10 protein-coding genes are annotated in these 14,042 nt (G+C 41.1%); 9 read left to right on the forward strand and 1 reads right to left on the reverse strand.

The window, feature by feature from the left end:
- Positions 1–103 precede the first annotated feature (103 nt).
- The 7 genes from WMO31_RS06755 (at position 104) to WMO31_RS06785 (ending at position 11,905) form a co-directional block, all read left to right on the forward strand.
- Positions 104–1,240 carry a tRNA(Met) cytidine acetate ligase gene (locus WMO31_RS06755; protein ID WP_367999430.1) on the forward strand — a complete coding sequence of 379 codons (1,137 nt, stop codon included), beginning with the start codon at positions 104–106 and terminating at the stop codon, positions 1,238–1,240.
- A 279-nt stretch (positions 1,241–1,519) separates the two neighbouring features.
- Positions 1,520–2,302, forward strand: a complete 783-nt coding sequence (locus WMO31_RS06760; protein WP_367999431.1) for a leucine-rich repeat domain-containing protein — start codon at positions 1,520–1,522, stop codon at positions 2,300–2,302.
- 76 nt (positions 2,303–2,378) lie between these two features.
- Positions 2,379–5,000 carry a bifunctional acetaldehyde-CoA/alcohol dehydrogenase gene (gene adhE / locus WMO31_RS06765; RefSeq protein ID WP_015522840.1) on the forward strand — a complete coding sequence of 874 codons (2,622 nt, stop codon included), beginning with the start codon at positions 2,379–2,381 and terminating at the stop codon, positions 4,998–5,000.
- A 636-nt stretch (positions 5,001–5,636) separates the two neighbouring features.
- Positions 5,637–6,386 (forward strand): phosphotransferase, encoded by a 750-nt coding sequence (locus WMO31_RS06770; protein WP_021882616.1) that lies wholly within the window; start codon positions 5,637–5,639, stop codon positions 6,384–6,386.
- Between the two features lie 515 nt (positions 6,387–6,901).
- A complete protein-coding gene (locus tag WMO31_RS06775; protein WP_367999432.1) occupies positions 6,902–8,500 on the forward strand; it encodes a C40 family peptidase in 1,599 nt (532 codons plus the stop codon).
- A gap of 596 nt (positions 8,501–9,096) precedes the next feature.
- The gene (locus WMO31_RS06780) at positions 9,097–10,740 is read left to right on the forward strand and encodes a PP2C family protein-serine/threonine phosphatase (protein WP_367999433.1); all 1,644 of its coding nucleotides are present in this window, start codon (positions 9,097–9,099) and stop codon (positions 10,738–10,740) included.
- A 10-nt stretch (positions 10,741–10,750) separates the two neighbouring features.
- Positions 10,751–11,905, forward strand: coding sequence for a PP-loop family protein (locus WMO31_RS06785; RefSeq protein ID WP_295184290.1), 1,155 nt, complete (start codon positions 10,751–10,753; stop codon positions 11,903–11,905).
- Between the two features lie 232 nt (positions 11,906–12,137).
- Here the strand turns inward: WMO31_RS06785 and WMO31_RS06790 are convergent, their stop codons facing one another.
- Entirely contained in the window at positions 12,138–12,500 is a 363-nt protein-coding gene (locus WMO31_RS06790; RefSeq protein ID WP_021882624.1) for a helix-turn-helix domain-containing protein, read from the reverse strand.
- 206 nt (positions 12,501–12,706) lie between these two features.
- Between WMO31_RS06790 and WMO31_RS06795 the strand changes: the two genes are divergently transcribed.
- Both WMO31_RS06795 and WMO31_RS06800 read left to right on the forward strand, forming a co-directional pair.
- Positions 12,707–13,369 carry a zinc-ribbon domain-containing protein gene (locus WMO31_RS06795; RefSeq protein ID WP_367999434.1) on the forward strand — a complete coding sequence of 221 codons (663 nt, stop codon included), beginning with the start codon at positions 12,707–12,709 and terminating at the stop codon, positions 13,367–13,369.
- Positions 13,366–13,842, forward strand: coding sequence for a hypothetical protein (locus WMO31_RS06800; RefSeq protein ID WP_367999435.1), 477 nt, complete (start codon positions 13,366–13,368; stop codon positions 13,840–13,842). Before WMO31_RS06795 ends, WMO31_RS06800 begins: the two co-directional genes overlap by 4 nt.
- Positions 13,843–14,042 lie beyond the last annotated feature (200 nt).

Consider the following 14,042-nt stretch of genomic DNA (forward strand, 5'->3'; position numbering starts at 1 on the left):
TCAAAATTGACAGGTCACACATACATATGATACTCCAAATTATGTATGTTTTCAAGTGTTTTTTACAATATGTATGCGAAATAAAGGCTTCGGAGGAATAGTTATGGCAACAGCTGTCATCTGCGAATTCAATCCGTTTCACAACGGTCATAAATATTTGCTCGAAAGTGCAAAAAATGTGCTTAAAGAGCCGGTCATAGCAATTATGAGCGGCAGCTTTACCCAGCGTGGTGAGGTTGCTGTGTGCGACAAATTTGTCCGTGCAAAATCTGCCCTTGAAAACGGTGCGGATTTGGTGCTTGAACTGCCCGTTGTGTTCTCACTTTCGGGGGCTGAGGGCTTTGCAAAGGCAGGTGTTGCGATTGCGTCGGCTTTTGAATGCACAAATCATCTTGCTTTCGGCAGTGAAAGCGGTGACTGCGAATTGCTCAAAAAATCCGCAAATGCTGTTTGTGATGAAATGGTACAGGCTCTTGTGCGTGACGGAATGAAAAACGGCGGATACTACCCCCGTGAACTTGAAAATGCCGTCAAAACGGTTTTCGGTGATGAGATTTCGTCCGTACTCTGCGAACCAAACAATATTCTTGGCGTTGAATATATAAAGGCATTGAACGGTACGGGTGTTGAGCCGTTCTCGGTTGCAAGAACAGGTGTTGCACACGACAGCCGAATTGCGGGGGAGGGCTTTGCGTCTGCGTCACACATAAGAGAAATGCTGCGTAACGGTGAAAATGCGAAGAAGTACGCTCCGTACATTCCCGATGAAATCACATTCTCCGAAAATCTTGACAGACCGTTATTGTACCGCCTGCGTACTATGACAAGAGAGGACATTGCAAAACTGCCCGATGTGGGTGAGGGGCTTGAAAACAGAATTGCCGATGCGGCAGTGCGTTGCAGTACCTCATCAGAAATTGCCGACCTTGTAAAGACAAAGCGCTACACTCATGCACGCATACGGAGAATACTCGCCTGTGCATTGCTCGGAATTGAAAAAGCTCATACGCAAATCCCGATTGAGTATGTCCGTGTTTTAGGTTTTACAAACGAGGGGGCGGAATTGCTCAAAGACTGCCGACTGAATATTGTCACCTCAGCAAGCAACGGTATCAGAACAGGCGGCAACACAAAGGCATTGCTTGAAAAGGACATTTTAGCCTACGATATTTCGGCACTTGCGTATGAAATTCCAAAAAGGAGCGGTCTTGATTTTACAACGCCTATTGTGAAAATATGACATTGGTCGATTGATTCGTCAATGATATGCCGAAAACGGCAGTTTCTGAGGATTTTTCTTACATTTTTCACCGCAAAAAACAGCGGATTTTACGGGATTTTTATCTTTTTTGTGAGAAGTGCAACAATAAGTGTGTAATCTTTTTGTAATTATTATTGAACCCGATAAAAGTAGAAAAATGGTCAAAAAAACATTGACAAATATTTAACAAAGATGATAAAATAGAATCAATCGAGAATTAGCTAAATTCTAAAACAACGATTGAAAGGATCCAGAAAAATGAAAAGAATTCTTTGCTTTCTGATGGCGTGCACAATGTGCGCATCAGCAGCGGTCGGACTCTCAGGATGCGGTTGTGACGACAACACATCATCAAACAGCAGTAAGCCCGGCTACAAGGTTGAGCCGACAGAGCCTGACCTTACAAACGGAGATTTCGGATTTTTCATTATCAATCAGGAAGAACTTATGATTACAAAGTACACAGGTTCTGACACGGTTATTGAAATTCCCGAAAGCTACAAGAACTACAAAGTTACCGTAATCGGTGCAAGTGTGTTCAATGACTCCAAAATTACGGAAGTAACAATTCCGTCAAGTATCAAGCAAATTGAAGATTATGCCTTTTCAAGCTGTCACAGCCTCACAAAGGTAAATCTTTCCGAAGGTCTTGAAATCCTTAACAACAGCGTGTTCTTTAACTGCTCTGAGTTAAGAGAAATCAAGCTTCCGAGTACACTCAAAGAAATCGGACCGAGAGCTTTTTCGGGTGCGGCACTTAACAATGTTGTCCTTCCCGACAGCGGTAAACTTACAAAGATTGATGAATATGCTTTTTATCAGTCACGTGAGCTTACAGACATTACAATTCCGGCTTGTATTACAAGTATTCCCGACAATGTATTCGCTGAATGCAGTAAGGAAGTTACAATCCACGGAGCAAGCGGTTCATATGCCCAGAACTATGCTAAGAAAAACAACCTTAAATTCAAGGCTGACTTAGGCAGTTCTTCAACAAAAGCAACAAAGGCAAGCGGTAAGGCTGCCGAGAAAGCCGAGTAATTGAGGCAAATTAATTTGATATCATTTTCAGCTTTGCTGAATCTAATATAATTATGCAAGATAAGAGGTAGATTAAATGAGTACAAAAGAGTATCCTATCGTAGATAACGCAGAAAGCTTTGAAGCTGCCCTTGCAAGAGTAAGAGAAGCTCAGAAAATTTTTGCTACCTACACACAGGAGCAGGTTGACAAGATTTTTCTTGCTGCCGCTACTGCTGCTAACCAGATGAGAATTCCGCTTGCTAAGATGGCTGTTGAAGAAACAGGCATGGGCGTTGCAGAAGATAAGGTTATCAAGAACCACTTCGCATCTGAGTATATTTACAATGCTTACAGAAATGTTAAGACTTGCGGCGTTCTTGAGGAAGACAAGGCTTACGGCATTAAGAAGATTGCTGAGCCAATCGGTGTAATCGCTGCCGTTATTCCTACAACAAACCCAACTTCAACCGCTATCTTCAAGACACTCGTTTGTCTTAAGACAAGAAACGGTATCATCATCAGCCCGCATCCCCGTGCTAAGAAGAGCACAATTGAGGCTGCCAAGGTTGTTCTTGAAGCTGCTGTTAAGGCAGGCGCTCCGGAGGGTATCATCAGCTGGATTGATATTCCTTCACTCGAACTCACAAACACACTTATGCAGGAAGCTGACTGCATCCTCGCAACAGGTGGCCCCGGCATGGTTAAGGCTGCTTATTCATCAGGTAAGCCTGCACTCGGTGTTGGCGCCGGTAACACACCTGCTATCATTGATGAAACAGCTGACATTTTACTCGCAGTTAACTCAATTATCCACTCAAAGACATTTGATAACGGTATGATCTGTGCTTCAGAGCAGTCTGTTATCGTTGAAAAGAAGATTTACAGCAAAGTTAAGAAGGAATTCAAGGCTCGTGGCTGCTACTTCCTTAACGAGGAAGAGACAGAGAAGGTTAGAAAGACTATCATCATCAACGGCGCTCTTAACGCTAAGATTGTTGGTCAGAAGCCTGTTACAATCGCAGCTCTTGCAGGTGTAACAATTCCTGAGGAAACAAAGGTTCTTATCGGTGAGGTAGAATCAGTTGACATCAGCGAAGAGTTTGCTCACGAGAAGCTTTCTCCTGTACTCGCTATGTACAAGGCTGAAGATTTTGAAGATGCTATTGCAAAGGCTGAGCACCTTATTGCTGACGGCGGTTACGGCCACACATCTTCACTTTATGTTGACGCTGTAAACGAAAGAGCAAAGATTGACGAGTTCGCATCAAGAATGAAAACTTGCCGTATCCTTGTTAACACACCTTCTTCACAGGGTGGTATCGGTGACCTTTACAACTTCAAGCTTACTCCTTCACTCACACTCGGCTGTGGTTCATGGGGCGGCAACTCTGTTTCTGAGAATGTTGGTTGCAAGCACCTTATCAATATTAAGACAGTTGCCGAGAGGAGAGAAAATATGCTTTGGTTCAGAGCACCTGAAAAGGTTTATATCAAGAGGGGCTGTATGCCTGTAGCTCTTCAGGAACTCAAGGATGTAATGGGTAAGAAGAGAGCATTCATCGTTACTGACTCATTCCTTTATAAGAATGGCTACACAAAGCCAATCACAGACAAGCTCGATGAAATGGGCATCACATATACAACATTCGCAGATGTTGAGCCTGACCCATCACTTATTTCAGCTCAGAAGGGTGCAGAGGCTATGCGTAAGTTTGAGCCTGACTGCATTATCGCACTCGGCGGCGGTTCAGCAATGGATGCCGGCAAGATTATGTGGGTTCTCTATGAGCATCCGGAAGTTGACTTCCAGGATATGGCTATGCGTTTCTGCGATATCCGTAAGAGAGTTTACACATTCCCGAAGATGGGTGAGAAGGCATACTTCATTGCTATCCCAACATCATCAGGTACAGGTTCTGAGGTTACTCCTTTCGCAGTTATCACAGACCAGAATACAGGCGTTAAGTATCCGCTCGCTGACTATCAGCTTATGCCTAAAATGGCAATCGTTGATGCTAACAACATGATGAGCGGTCCTAAGGGACTTACAGCTGCATCAGGTATCGACGCTGTTTCTCACGCACTTGAGGCTTATGCTTCAATGATGGCTACAGATTTCACAGACGGTCTTGCACTCCGTTCACTCAAGCTTATCTTCGAGTATCTCCCTGCTTGCTATGACAACGGTATGAACGAGCCTGTTGCTCGTGAGAAGGTTGCTCACGCTGCTACAATGGCAGGTATGGCATTCGCTAACGCATTCCTCGGTGTTTGTCACTCAATGGCTCATAAGCTCGGTGCTTTCCATCATGTACCGCACGGTATTGCTAACGCACTTATGCTTGAGCAGGTAATCAGATTCAACTCAGCAGAAGTTCCTGCTAAGATGGGTACATTCCCACAGTATGATCACCCGCACACACTCGCTCGTTATGCTGAAGTAGCTCGTTACCTCGGCCTCGGCGGCAAGAACGATACAGAGAGCGTTGAAAACCTTATCAAGGCTGTTAACGACCTCAAGGCAAGAGTCGGCATCAAGAACTCTATCAAGGATTATGTTCCGGACGAAGAGGACTTCCTCAACCGTCTTGACGCTATGACAGAGCAGGCATTTGATGACCAGTGCACAGGTGCAAACCCAAGATATCCGCTCTTCAAGGAAATCAAGCAGATGTACCTCAATGCTTACTATGGCAACAACAGCGAGACTGTTTAATCTATCTCGTAATGCATAATTATAAAACACCCTGCCCCCGTGGCAGGGTGTTTTGTTGTATATGGATAATACCGCAATTTTCCATTTTCAACTTTCAATTTAAATAAACTTCCGCTCGGGCATAATATGTTTTTGGATATTTACAAACTATCTGCACGAATTGGGTACGGCGGCTCGCCGTGCGGGCGTCCAATGAACGCCCCTACAGGATTGTGCGAACAATTGCAATGCTACGCTCGGGCATAATATGTTTTTTTGCATTACAGACTGTCTGCCCGACCGCAATTTTCCATTTTCCATTTTCAATTTTACATTTAATTAAACCTTCCGCTCGGGCGTAATATGCTTTTAATATTACAAACTATTATGCACAATGCACAAAAGAATGTTAAAAATTTCACAAATATTTAGTTAAAAGTTTAACAAATTTTTATGCACTTCGCATAAAATATCTTGCTCTTTTTGTTTGAAAGGTAAAAAATATTTTATTTGCATTTGCTAAATGCACAAAGAAAATTAAAATTATTTTGTTATTTTTACACTATACTAACCCCTGAAATTGTTGTATAATATAACCGAAGCAATGAAAGATTGCTTGATGAATTTTTAATATTTTAAAGCGAAAGGGGCTTTATTATGAAATTAGATACAGTTCTAGCAAAAAGAGAGAACAAGGTAGTTTATAAAGACGGTGCGCTTGCAGCCAAAGTTTTTGACGAGTGTTATCCGAAATCAGATATTCTTAACGAGGCTCTTAATCAGGCGAGAGTTGAGGAAACAGGACTCAATATTCCGAAAATTGAAGAGGTTACAAAGATTGACGGAAAATGGGCAATCATCTCCACCTTCATCGAGGGCAAAACTCTTGCGGAGCTTATGGCAGAGCATCCCGAAAAAGAGGACGAATACCTCAATCTCTTTGTTGACATTCAGGTTAAAATCCTCAGCCAAAAAGCACCGTTGCTTAACAAACTCAAGGATAAGATGAAACGCAAAATCAGCGAAACCGACCTTGACGCAACAACAAGATATGAGCTTGAAACCCGTCTTAACGGTATGCCGAACCACACAAAGGTTTGTCACGGCGATTTCAACCCGAGTAATGTTATCATTGACGAGTCGGGTACACCGTATGTTATTGACTGGTCACACGCAACACAGGGTAACGGTTCAGCCGATGCCGCAAGAACTTACCTCTTGTTCCGTTTGAATCATCAGGAAGAGCTTGCAGAAAAGTATATGAAGCTTTACTGCACAAAGACCGACACAGCCCGTCAATATGTTGACCGCTGGCTTCCGATTGTAGCCGCATCACAGTCTGTTAAGGGCAAACCCGAAGAGAGAGAGTTCCTTCTCAAATGGGCAAGTGTTTGTGAATATCAGTAATGCGACGCTTTTTAAAGGTATTTTAACATTACTGACCGTTGATTGATTTCCAAATTTCATATTGAAATTTTCTCTCCTCTATTTTTTCATATTTTCATAATTGTATTACGGAAACCGAATAAAAGCAGCTCCCGCTCCAAATGCTTGGTGCGGGAGTTGCTTTTTTAATGCGAAATTTATGTTGACGGTACGCTGTAAATATTACAAAAGGTTACAAATTTTGTAATAATTCGCTTTAATTTGGTGCTTGAAATGAAGATTTTGTGAGTGAAACTGCATCAAATTTTCTGAATTAGCAAAAAATACGGGCTTTGGGGTTGATTTTTTAAAAGAGTGATGTTATAATGGTTACAATGTTGTTATCAAGGTGTAACCTGATTTGTAATTTACTGTCAGATTTGGTAACAATTTTTCGGTCAAATCTTCCGTACAGATTAAAACGGACTGTACTTTGAGTCGGTCGTTATTTTTCTGTAAGAGCTTTGACTCTCTGATAAAAATGGAGGTAATTAACGATGCAGAGAATAAAAAAGATTACTGCAATCATTCTGAGTGTTCTCACACTTTCAAGTGTATGCGTATTCGGTTCTTCATTTTCTGCCGGTGCAAAAGGCACGGGTGCAGGTCTTGCAGAATGGGCACTCAATGCCTATAACAGCGGATGGTCATATGTTTACGGCGGTTCAACCCCCGGAGCAGTTGACTGTTCAGGTCTTATCTATTCATATGCCGGCGGCGAAAGATGCGGTAATCCACAGCTTGAAACAGCTACCGAAACAGGTTCGGTAAGCGCAGGCATTCCTAATGTTCACGGTCTTGGACTTTGGCGTCCCGGTCATGTCGGTGTCTATGTCGGCAACGGTATGGAGGTTGACGCAAGAGGTGATGAATACGGTGTTTGCTATGAGGCAATCGGCGGTTATAACAATTGGACATACTGGTTCAAGCTTGCCGCAGTTTCATATGTAACAAACGGTTGGGAAAGCTTTAACGGCAACTACTACTACTACGAAAACGGCGAGTACATTGTAAATACTTCAAGAACAATTGACGGTACTACATATTACTTTGACTCACAGGGCAGATCGAGCAAGACTCCTTCAAACACTTCGTCAAGCAGTTCATCGGGTTCAAGCTCATCGGGTTTAAGCTCATCGGGTTCTTCAAGTTCATCAGGCAGCTCATCATCTTCAAGCAACACACCGAGTGTTTACAAGAACGGTTCATCGGGTGCTGAGGTAAAGAAGATTCAGCAAAGACTTGCTGACCTCGGCTATTATGACGGTGCAGTTGACGGTTACTTCGGTGACGCAACAGAAGAGGCTTATAAGGCATTCCAGAAAGCTGCAGGTCTTACAGTTGACGGTATTGCAGGCGATTCGAGAAATACACTTTATTCGGAGAATGCTCCCGAAGCTCCAAAAGCCGATACAACAACAAAGACTGAGGACAAGCCCGAAGAAGAAACAACTGCTCCCACAGAGGCAACAACAGAGCCTGTAACAGAGGCAGTTCAGTATCAGAACGGTGACGAAAACGATGAAGTAACTGCAATTCAGCAGCAGCTTATAAAACTCGGCTACTTTGCAATGGATGCAACAGGCTACTACGGTGAATATACAGTGCAGGCCGTTGCAAATTTCCAGAATCAGAATTCACTCGATTCAACAGGTATTGTTGATGAGAAAACATACAACGCACTGTTCAGCGACAACGCAGTTGCAAACCCCAAAACAGAGGTTGTAAGCGGTGAGGTTTCTCCGGCGGTTTCAGCTGCTCCGATTGAGATGCCTTCTTCAACAGGTGCGTCGCAGTTCATTCTTTCAAACGAAAAGAATCAGAACTACTCGGACACAGCGTCAAGCGTTGCCGTTCAGTCCGTAAAGTCTGCCGACAAGGCTCTTGCAAAGTCAAATGCCGCAAGCACACCGACTCTTGTTGCCGCAGTTCAGAGATCCGCAAATGTAGGTCTTTGGTTTGTGCTTGTTGCAGTTATCCTCGGCGCAATTGCTTTTGTATTCTTCCTTCGTGACAGAAAGCTTTCAAGATATTCAAGATATGTCGCAAGAAAGAAAAAAAGAGCCACCAAAGCCGAACTTGACGCAAGATGGTAATTGATATATAATCCGATTATTAAACAGTCGATTGCAAAGCAGTCGGCTGTTTTTGCTTAATTAAAAATGGAAAATTTAAAATGGAAAATTGTGGTCGGGCAGACAGTTTGCAAAATGAAAAGCATTGTTTCCCGACTGTTTTTGTATATGGAAGTTGTTGTTTATTTGTTGGGATAGCCTTGCGACCGCAGGTAAAGGCAGAAATTGTACGCCAAAACAAATTTTATAAATGCCGCAAACCCGTAGGGGCGTTCATTGGACGCCCGCATTGATGAAACTATTTGTTTTATTAAAATGTTTTGATGTGATGAAAATTATGGATTGTTTGTAGCGGCGAACTGTGTTCGCCAATCGTTTTGGTTGCAAAACCAAAACGAATAAAATTACACATAAGTATTTTATTATTAATCGACACTGCAATAAACACATAATTTGTATTTAGTCGAACCGATTTTACAATCGTTTCGATTGGCGAACCGTGTTCGCCGCTACGAATTGACAATTACTTTATGACATTTATTATGTTTTGCATTTATCATACATTCGTGTTAAAATACAAGATGAAAAAGTGTGTGGGAAGAAAGCGGTGACTGTTAATGAAAAAATCCGAAAAACCAATCGGCAAAATAAAAGTCAAAAAGTCGATTTTCAAAAGGCTTTTCTTTCACATACTCGTGCTGTTTATTTTGGCGGTGATTGTTTCGGGTACGCTCAATTGCATTGAAAACATTCAGCGCACAAGGCGGTTTACACGACAGCTGACCGAAAGTGCGTCAAAGGTTGCAACAGAAACTTTTGAACGCTGCGATATAAACGCATTGCTTGATAATCCCGATTCCGAAGAATATCGGAAAGCCGTTAAGACCTTGAGGTGGATTTGTCAGACGAATCACCTTGAATATATGTACATTTACATTCCGAATTTTGACGAAAACAAGGTTACATATGTTATGACTGTTGCCGATGATGACAGCGAAAACGAGAATGCTTTAAATGTGAGAAGTGCAGGTGCAGAGGTTGACCACAGCTTGTGGAACGCTGAAAAAGAGGCATGGGAAAATCCTAACCTTGTCACGGCTTACGAATATCAGAACGACAGCTTCGGCAGTTTTTACACGGCATTTTCAGCAGTTCAAGGCAATGACGGCAAGCCTGTTGCATTAATCGGTGCGGACTATTCGCTGACGCAGATTTATACGGAAATTATTTTTTATACTGCAATGCGAGTTCTTGCGTTGTTTGTTGTGCTGGCAATTGTATTCTTGCTTGTAATGCGGTTTGTCAGAAAAAAGATGTATAATCCGATACTTTTGATTTTTGAAAAAATTCGAGGATACTTTTCCGACAAGGCTGACGGCACAAATACAAAGAAAGCGTTTGTGCCGATAAAACTCGGCTCTGACGATGAAATTCAGCTTTTGGCTGATTATTTCAACGATATGGCTCACGATGTAGAAACTTATGTTGAAAAAAATTCCGCCCTTGCGAGTGAAAAGGCTAAAAATGAAACCGAGCTTGAGGTTGCAAGGCGGATTCAGTACGGAATAATTGCGAGAGAAAAGAATGTTGTCTTTGCCGATTGTTTTGATGTTTCGGCAAGAATGGAGTCTGCAAGACAGGTAGGCGGCGATTTTTACGATTGCTTTGCATTGCCTGACGGCAGAATATGTGCCGTAGTCGGCGATGTGTCGGGCAAGGGTGTTGCGGCGGCAATGTTTATGGCTTTTGCAAAAACTCTTATCCACGAAAAAATGACCGAAAATGCAGAACCCGACAGGGCATTTGAAGAAATCAACAGGGAACTCTGTTCGTCAAATCCCGAGGGAATGTTTGTAACTGCATTCGCCGTGATTTTTGACAAAAACAGCGACAGCTTTTTGTACATAAATGCAGGTCATAACAAGCCTGTTGCGGTGAGCAACGGCAAGGCTGAATTTTTAGAATGTAAGCCCTGTATAATGCTTGGTGTGTTTGATGATGCAAGGTATGTTGTGAACAGCGCTGAATTTGGAAACGGCGATATAATTTGCCTTTACACCGACGGTGTGAATGAGGCAACAAATGCGGATAATGAATTTTTCGGCAACGATAGATTTGTGTCTGCCTGTCAAAATGCCGAACAGACTGCAAGAGGTGTGTGTGACGGAGTTTATGACGCTTTGACGGACTTTACCGAAAATGCGGAGCAATTTGACGATATAACAATTGTTGCAATAAAAAACAGCAAAAACAGAGATTGAAGGGTTATGAATGTTTAAATCGGAAAACAATCAGATTACAATAGAACAGGTGAGAAAGCTTGACGAGGAATATACTCTTGTCGATATCAGAGATGAAATTTCGTTTGAATACGGTCACATTGACGGTGCAAAGAATATTCCGCTTGCAAAAATCAAAGAGGATAATTCACTTTTGCCAAAAGACAAGCTTGTTGTCCTCTGTTGCAAAAGCGGTCAGATAAGCGACGAGCTTGCAGAAAATCTGCGTGATGACGGATTCAATGCCGTGAATCTTGAGGGCGGTTATTACAGTTGGTTGAGAAGTCAATTCGAGAATGAGGACTATGCAACCGATGTTGAAAAAAGCATCCGCAAAAAGTTCAGCAAGACGATTTGGAGCAGATTTACTGCGGCGATAATCGAGTACAAGCTTGTTGAGCCGAACGATAAAATTGCCGTCTGCATTTCGGGGGGCAAGGATTCAATGCTGATGGCAAAGCTTTTTCAGGAGTTGAAAAGGCACAATAAATTTCCGTTTGAGCTTGTTTTTCTTGTAATGGACCCGGGCTACAGCGTTGAAAATCGTGATGTAATCGAGAGCAATGCCCGTAGGCTGAACATTCCGATAACCGTTTTTGAAACGGATATTTTTAATTCTGTTTACAATGTTGACAAATATCCCTGCTACCTTTGTGCAAGAATGAGGAGAGGTTATCTCTACAAAAAGGCAAAGCAGCTCGGATGTAACAAAATCGCACTCGGTCATCACTATGACGATGTTATAGAAACTATTCTTATGGGTATGCTCTACGGCGGTCAGGTTCAGACGATGATGCCGAAGCTCCACAGCACAAACTATGAGGGAATGGAACTTATCCGCCCTCTCTACCTCGTTCGTGAGGCTGAAATCAAGCATTGGCGAGATTACAACAAGCTGAATTTCATTCAATGTGCGTGCCGTTTTACGGACACCTGCACAACCTGTTCCCCGAACAGCAACACAGGCTCAAAACGACAGGAAATAAAACAGCTTATAGCAAATCTGAAGAAAATCAATCCCCAGATTGAAAGCAACATTTTCCACAGCGTTGAAAATGTCAACCTAGATACGATTATTTCATATAAACAGGGCGATAATAAAGTTTCATTTCTGGACAGATATGATGATATGGGGAAGGGCAAGTAATTAAAAATTAAAAATTAAAAATTGAAAATTGAAAATGAATGTCGGGAAGACAGTTTGCAAAATGCAAAGCAATGTCTTCCCGACTGTTTTTGTTTGTGTAAAAGCTGTTGTTTAAATGTAGGGGAGAACCGTGTTCTCCCGTTAGTAACGGTAGAAATTATATTTAAAAGCAAACTTTATAAATTCGACAAAGCGATTGTAATACTGCAGCGGTGGTCACTGACTGCCGCTACTACTGATTTTTTTCTTCTTTTATTATGACTGCGATATTTTCAACAATTTCTGCAATTCGCAATTGTTGTGTGTCAGGAATTTGTTTTAACGCTTCTTCAATTCGCATTTTTGCCTGATTATTAGTTGGCGATGAGTCGATTTTGGAATCAAAACAAATAAGTTCATTGATTGTTATACCGAGCGCACAGGATATTTTATACAGTGTGTCTATTGTGGGACACTTTTCACCTCGTTCAAGTCTGCCGAGATATGCAGGATAAAGACCTGCCGACATAGCAAGATTTTCTTGGCTGATATCAATTTTTAAACGATATTTCCGAATGTTTTGTCCTATCTTTTTGTTAAGTTCGGTGCGTTCCATATGCTTCATCCTGCTCTTTAGGGTACTTTTTAATTATACTAATACACATTTATTTTGCACACAATGTAATAAAAAGCATAAAATATGCACTATAGTGTTGACAATGCCTACACTATAGTATATAATCTTATTGTAATCGTTAATTGAACATTGTTGAAAAACAAATTAATACAACAAAAAATATATTATGAATTAAGGAGAGAATTATGTATTGTCAAAAATGTGGAAAACAAATTGATGAGGGAAGTGTGTTTTGCCAGCACTGCGGTGCACAAATAGGAAATTCTGTATCGGATAATTTTTCTAACCGAAATGCAAATCTGAATTTTAATGTACAGCATACAGAGAGAAAGACTGAGCGAATTAAAAGTAAAGAAGAATTTATGGATGACTATCATACAAAACACCCTGAACGAATGGTGTATGTAGTTCTATTCATTATTTTAGAAATTGCTGCAACAATTGTCTTTATAATGAATGTATCATCTTATATAGATCATCACCGTGATGAAAATATCACAGGCATGATGATTGCTGCATTTCTCGAAATAATTGCCGTAATTTTTGCATGTGCAATTCAAAAAGTAAACTCATCGGCAAACAAAGCATATGATATGTACTTAAACAATATAAATTCGCGATCAAATAATATTGATAACAAAGAATGTCTTTTTCCATCTAATCAATGGGAATGCCCTAAATGTGGACGCTCAAATGCAGATAGTGTTAAATATTGTTTGAATTGCAGTTCGCCAAAAGTAATAACCTTTACCAAGCCGCAAACAGGTGAATGGCAATGCCCAAAATGCGGAAAGATAAATCAGAATTATGTCGGAACATGCGGATGTGGAGAGGTAAAACCAAAATGAAAAAACTTATTATTTTAATAACAGCTATGTTTATTATTTTACTGACCTCTGCCTGCGGAAAAGTAGAAAATACAGAAAGCTCCGTCGTGATTACAGACGCTGATGCTAAATATATTGAACTTGTTTATGATAATATTGAAAATTGGGATGTTACAAAGGATGATAGCGGAAAAACATTTTCAATCGACAAAATCAGCTTTTATAATTTTGCCAACGGAGAACAAATGGCATTTTACATCAATTACCCAATTGGAGGTTATTATGGATGCGGTTATTATCTTAATGTTGACGATGGTACAATGGAGCAAATAACTTATGATATATATGACCACGATATTAAGGAGTGGAGCACTTCATATATGATAAAAAACGCAACAGATGGAACAGATTGGAACAGTGATGCAGATAAAGACGAAAAACATTCAGTTATCAAAGAAGCCTTTGAAAACTATCTAAAGTCAAAACGAGAATAAGGGTGTTCAGGTACATAAACATAAAAACGGCATAACCGATTAAATTTCGGTTATGCCGTAATTTTTTACTCAGATTCCAGTTGCTAATAGTAGAAATTATATTTAAAAACAAACTTTATAAATTCCGCAAAGCGATTGTAATACTGTAGCGGTGAACCGTGTTCGCCAATCGAAACGATTGTAAAATCGGTTCGATTTAA

Source organism: Ruminococcoides intestinale (assembly GCF_040095935.1).
Classification (GTDB): Bacteria; Bacillota; Clostridia; order Oscillospirales; family Acutalibacteraceae; genus Ruminococcoides; species Ruminococcoides intestinale.

What these genes read in the sequence shown, in the direction of transcription:
- WMO31_RS06755 (WP_367999430.1), top strand. Translation starts at nt 104, where the DNA reads ATGGCAACAGCTGTCATCTGCGAATTCAATCCGTTTCACAACGGTCAT.
- WMO31_RS06760 (WP_367999431.1), top strand. Translation starts at nt 1,520, where the DNA reads ATGAAAAGAATTCTTTGCTTTCTGATGGCGTGCACAATGTGCGCATCA.
- adhE (WP_015522840.1), top strand. Translation starts at nt 2,379, where the DNA reads ATGAGTACAAAAGAGTATCCTATCGTAGATAACGCAGAAAGCTTTGAA.
- WMO31_RS06770 (WP_021882616.1), top strand. Translation starts at nt 5,637, where the DNA reads ATGAAATTAGATACAGTTCTAGCAAAAAGAGAGAACAAGGTAGTTTAT.
- WMO31_RS06775 (WP_367999432.1), top strand. Translation starts at nt 6,902, where the DNA reads ATGCAGAGAATAAAAAAGATTACTGCAATCATTCTGAGTGTTCTCACA.
- WMO31_RS06780 (WP_367999433.1), top strand. Translation starts at nt 9,097, where the DNA reads ATGAAAAAATCCGAAAAACCAATCGGCAAAATAAAAGTCAAAAAGTCG.
- WMO31_RS06785 (WP_295184290.1), top strand. Translation starts at nt 10,751, where the DNA reads ATGTTTAAATCGGAAAACAATCAGATTACAATAGAACAGGTGAGAAAG.
- WMO31_RS06790 (WP_021882624.1), bottom strand. Translation starts at nt 12,500, where the DNA reads ATGGAACGCACCGAACTTAACAAAAAGATAGGACAAAACATTCGGAAA.
- WMO31_RS06795 (WP_367999434.1), top strand. Translation starts at nt 12,707, where the DNA reads ATGTATTGTCAAAAATGTGGAAAACAAATTGATGAGGGAAGTGTGTTT.
- WMO31_RS06800 (WP_367999435.1), top strand. Translation starts at nt 13,366, where the DNA reads ATGAAAAAACTTATTATTTTAATAACAGCTATGTTTATTATTTTACTG.